The 4964-nt window shown below is 60.5% G+C and carries 4 protein-coding genes; all 4 read left to right on the forward strand.

The features are described from left to right. The coding region (gene secD, locus R2855_19840; protein MEZ4533257.1) for a protein translocase subunit SecD at window positions 1-1460 on the forward strand (1460 nt) is incomplete at its 5' end. Window positions 1461-1472: 12 nt separating this feature from the next. Further along, window positions 1473-2429 carry a protein translocase subunit SecF gene (secF, locus tag R2855_19845; GenBank protein MEZ4533258.1) on the forward strand — a complete coding sequence of 319 codons (957 nt, stop codon included), beginning with the start codon at window positions 1473-1475 and terminating at the stop codon, window positions 2427-2429. Window positions 2430-2642: 213 nt separating this feature from the next. Beyond that, window positions 2643-3194: a sodium/proton-translocating pyrophosphatase gene (locus R2855_19850; protein MEZ4533259.1), complete on the forward strand. Its 552-nt coding sequence runs from the start codon at window positions 2643-2645 to the stop codon at window positions 3192-3194. A gap of 15 nt (window positions 3195-3209) precedes the next feature. Continuing rightward, window positions 3210-4820 carry a sodium-translocating pyrophosphatase gene (locus tag R2855_19855; protein MEZ4533260.1) on the forward strand — a complete coding sequence of 537 codons (1611 nt, stop codon included), beginning with the start codon at window positions 3210-3212 and terminating at the stop codon, window positions 4818-4820. Window positions 4821-4964: the final 144 nt, after the last annotated feature.

A 4964-nucleotide genomic window follows, 5' to 3' on the forward strand; every position in this document is an offset into this window, starting at 1 on the left:
CCCGCGCCGCGACTGGAGTGCCATCGTTGAAAATCTCTCCCTGGATAACACTCGCATTTATCATCGTCCTCACCCTCTTCGCGGGTTGGGTCGCGCTCCCCGGCGAAGATCTCGACGTCGGCTCGTTCAAGGCGGACCACCCGATCCAGGAAGGACTGGACCTGCAAGGCGGCGTCCAGGTATTGCTGGAAGCACGTCCGGCCGAGGGCCAGAAGCTGGATTCGGACACGCTGTCCGGCACGCGTGACACCATCGAACGGCGAGTTGGCGGTTTGGGGGTCAGCGAACCGCTGGTTCAGACTCGCGGCAATAATCAGATCATCGTCGAGCTTCCCGGCGTCACCGACCCGGAAGAAGCTGTCGAGGTCGTGCGCCAGACCGCATTGCTCGAGATCATCGACACGAACGGCCAGGTGCTCCCGGCCGGAACGATCGTCAACACTACGCTTGGTTCCGCGTCGAGCACTACTCCTGGTTCCCCCACAGCCGTGGACGGATCCCCAGTCGCATCGCCAGAGGCTTCTCCAGTAGCATCGATGGACGACACCGCGGCTGATGGGCCGGTGTTCCAAACCATCATCTCCGGGTCCGATCTCAAGGACGCCTACCGCGCGACTGGTCCATTGGGTCAGGTGGTCGTCGGCTTCGAACTGAACGGAGACGCTGCTGACCGGTTCTACGACTTCACCAGCCAGAACATCGGCCGTCCGATGTCGATCGTCATCGACAAGACCGTCATTTCCTCCCCGGTCATCAACGGAGCCATTTCCGATCAGGGGCAAATCGAGGGCATCGCTCCGGCCGATGTCGACAACCTGGTGGTCCAGCTGAAGGCAGGAGCGTTGGCGGTTCCGCTCGAAGTCGTCCAGAGCCGTGTTGTTGGCCCTTCGCTCGGTCAGGATTCGATCGACAAGAGTCTCACTGCGGCCATCATCGGACTCGGCACCGTTGCCCTGTTCATGATCATTTACTACCGCCTGCCGGGATTCCTGTCAGTGATTGCGCTCGGGATCTACACCCTGCTGGTGCTCGCGTTGTTCAAACTCATTCCGGTCACCTTGACGCTTGCGGGCATCGCCGGTTTCGTCTTGTCGATCGGTATGGCGGTCGACGCAAACATCCTCATCTTCTCGAGACTGAAAGAGGAGTTGCGGCTCGGTAGACCGGCATCCCAAGCGGTCGAGAACGGCTTTGCGCATGCCTGGCCATCGATTCGCGACTCGAACATTACGTCGATGATTACCGCCGCAATCCTCTATTGGTTCGGCCAATACACTGGCGCCACCATCATCACCGGGTTCGCACTGACGCTCTTCATCGGCGTCGCGGTGAGTATGTTCACCGCATACACCGTTACGCGCACCTTCCTGCGCCTCGTGCTCAGTTCGACCCGCATTCACAACACCTGGTGGCTTGGCACCACGCGCAAGTCGGTGGCCAGCTCGAGCGCCGCGGACTAGGGGAAGCAGATCGTGATCGAACATCTCGCGACGTATCGCAAATGGTGGTATCTCCTCTCGATCATCATCATCCTCCCGGGGCTCGTTTCGCTGATCATCAACGGGCTCGACCTTGGGATCGATTTCACCGGCGGAACGATCTGGGAGATTCAGTTCGACAAGTCGGTTTCGACCGAGGAAGTCAAGAACGTGCTCGCTCAGTACGGCGTCGACGATTCGGTCGTCCAGACGTCGTCGGAAGACGGTGGCACGGACAATGTCGCCATCATCCGCATGGAGGAGATGGCGACTCCATCTGAACTCAAGACCCAGCTTACCGAAGCGCTGACAAGCCAGATCGGGCCGTTCACAGAACTGCAGATCTCGACGGTGGGATCGTCCGTGAGCGATCAGGTTGCCACTCGCTCGATCCTGGCGATTGCTGTGGCGTCGCTGGGTATCCTGGCCTATATCGCGTTCGCGTTCCGAAACACTCAACGTCCGCTGCATTACGGCGCCGCGGCAATCATCGGCATGCTGCACGATGTCTTCCTGGTGCTCGGTGTCTTCTCGATCCTTGGATGGTTGTTCGGTGTGCAGGTCGACGCGCTCTTCGTCACCGCGATTCTGACCATCATTGGATTCTCGGTGCACGACACCATCGTGGTCTTTGACCGTATCCGGGAGAATCTCGCCCGGCAATCCGATCCCACATTCGAAGGCATCGTGAACTACAGTCTCGCCCAAACGATCGTGCGTTCGGTCAACACCTCGCTGACAGTTGTGTTCACGCTGCTGGCGCTCTTCCTCTTTGGCGGCGAATCGACCCGCACCTTTGTTCTGGCATTGCTCATCGGCGTCATCAGCGGCACCTACTCATCGATCTTCAACGCCGCCCAGATCCTCGTGTCCTGGCATGACTTTCGGAAGTGGCGCGAGTCCCGCAAGCGGTGCGCCTGCCGTCGCACCATCTCGGTAACGCAGTTCTGATTGCGACGTCCTGATTGTGGAGAGCGCACAACCCCGACGACGGTGGTAAACTTCGTGGTCGCGCCGGGAGGAGAAACGGTGCGGACAACCACGCTAAAACGGCTGCAACAGTTGTGAAGACTCTTCGAAGCGGCAAGGTTCTGCTCGCGAAGGCTTGGCTCTTTGTGTGTACCACGGTAGAGCGAAACTGCTTTTGGCACTAATGGTTCGCGCATGCGGGAATCGAGGAGGGGAACTTGGACGATATCTTCGTTCGTATCTCGCGCCAAAGTCATCATCATTGGCGTCATAGCGATCATCTTCGCGATCTATCTTGCTCGCGATGTGATGCGGAAGGATACGGGTACCCCGGAAATGCGGGACATCTCCGACCGCATTCTCGAAGGGGCGCTTGCCTATCTGAAGGCGTCAATACCGGACGATTGTTCCTCGCCATCGTCGTTGCCGTGGTGCTCTGGCGTCTCCGTCTACTTCGAGAACGATCACCAGTCCACGCGGGCCCTCAGACATCGATCTCGTTCTCTTGGAGCCGCCCTTTCCGGCATCTCGGGGTTCATCGGGATGTATGTGGCGGTGCGCTCCAACATCCGAACCGCAGCGGGTGCTCGCAAGAGCCTGGCCGACGCGATGAACGCTGTTGCGCTGGTGGCGCAGTGTCCGGGTTCCTGGTGGTTGCCCTGGCGCTCCTCGGTGGCGGGCGTCTACCTGGTCGTCTACCAGTTCGCTGAAGGCGCGCTGCCGACCGTGGCGGAAACGCCGTACTGATCGTCGGATTGGCGTTTGGCGCCAGGCTTTGTGGCGCTCTTTGCCCAACTTGGCGGCGGTATTTACACCAAGGCCGCTGATGCTGGCGCCGACCTGGTCGGCAAGTTCGAAGCTGGCATTCCGGAAGACGATCCGCGCAACCTGGCGGTGATCGCCGATCTCGTCGGCGACAACGTCGGTGACTGCGCCGGCTGCGGCGCCGACCTGTTCGAGTCGTCATCAGCCGAGTTCATCGGCGCTATGGTCCTAGGTGTCGCCCTCTATAAGGCCTCTCCGGGCTCCGGTGACGACAACATCGCATGGATCTTCTTCCCGCCGCTCGTCGGCGCTGTCGGCGTGATCTGTTCGCTGATTGGGCTCCTGTCGGTCCGTCCGAAGGGAGCCATCACCGATCCGATGGGCGAGCTGAACAAGGGCTTCTATGTCGTCTCCGCGCTTGCTGTGGTGGGACTCTTCGCTGTCAGCTACTGGGTGCTCCCCTATGGGCAGTGGCAGTTCGCTGTTTGCGGCGTCATCGGGATCGTGACATCGATCGCGTTCCTCTTCATCACGCAGTACTACACCGCGGGAACCTATCGACCGGTTCGTGAGATCGCCGAACAATCGCGGCGCGGCGTCGCGACCAACATGATTTCTGGTCTTTCGGTCGGTATGGAGACCACGGGTCTTCCGGCGATCGTCATTTCGGCCGCGTTGCTCGCGTCGTATGCCATTGGCCACTCTGTCGAGTTCCCGACTGATGCCGCAGTCTCCGCGGGCATTTTCGGCACCGCGGTGGCGACCATGGGTATGCTCATGTCGGCCGCATACATCCTGGCAATGGACACGTTCGGACCCATTACCGACAACGCCGGCGGTATCGTCGAGATGTCGGATCAGCCGGAGTCGGTCCGCGATGTGACCGATGCGCTGGACTCGGTGGGCAATACCACCAAGGCGCTCACCAAGGGCTACGCCGTCGGAACTGCCGCTCTGGCCGCATTCCTGCTCTTCTCGGCCTTCCTGGAAGAGGTCAATCGCTTCAAGGGCGTTGGCAATGAAGTCGAGCGCGTGGTCAATGTCGCCGAGCCGAAGGTCTTCGTTGGCGGTCTCATCGGCGCGATGATCGTGTTCCTCTTCACCTCGCTCGCCATTCGCGCGGTCGGCAATGCCGCCGGCGACATGATCGAAGAGGTCCGTCGCCAGTTCAAAGCCGACCCCGGCATCATCGCTGGCACATCCCAGCCCGATTACGCACGCTGCGTCGATATCTCGGTTCGCTCCGCGCTGCGCGAAATGGTGCTGCCAGGTCTTCTTGCCGTCGCGGGTCCGGTAGTGGTTGGCACGGCTCTGGGATGGGAAGCTGCTGCCGGACTGCTCATGATCGGCACCATTGCTGGCGTGCTCATGGCGCTCTTCCTGAACAACGGTGGTGGCGCCTGGGACAACGCGAAGAAGTACATCGAAGCCGGCAATCTCAAGGATGACAACGGCAACGTCCTCGGCAAGGGCTCCGACGCCCACAATGCCGCGGTCGTGGGTGACACCGTCGGTGACCCGTTCAAGGACACTGCCGGCCCGTCGCTCCATGTGTTGATCAAGCTCTTCGCGACAATCACGCTGGTGCTGGCGCCACTCTTCATCTAGGATTTCACTTTGCGACACACAGAGAGCGGTTCGCCCATGCGGACCGCTCTTTGTTTGAGAAGTAAAGGACGAGCGGTATGACCGAGCGGAAACGGATTGCAATTGTCGGCGGCGGGATTGCCGGGCTCACGGCCGCCCTTCGAC

Source organism: Thermomicrobiales bacterium (genome assembly GCA_041390825.1).
GTDB lineage: Bacteria > Chloroflexota > Chloroflexia > Thermomicrobiales > UBA6265 > JAMLHN01.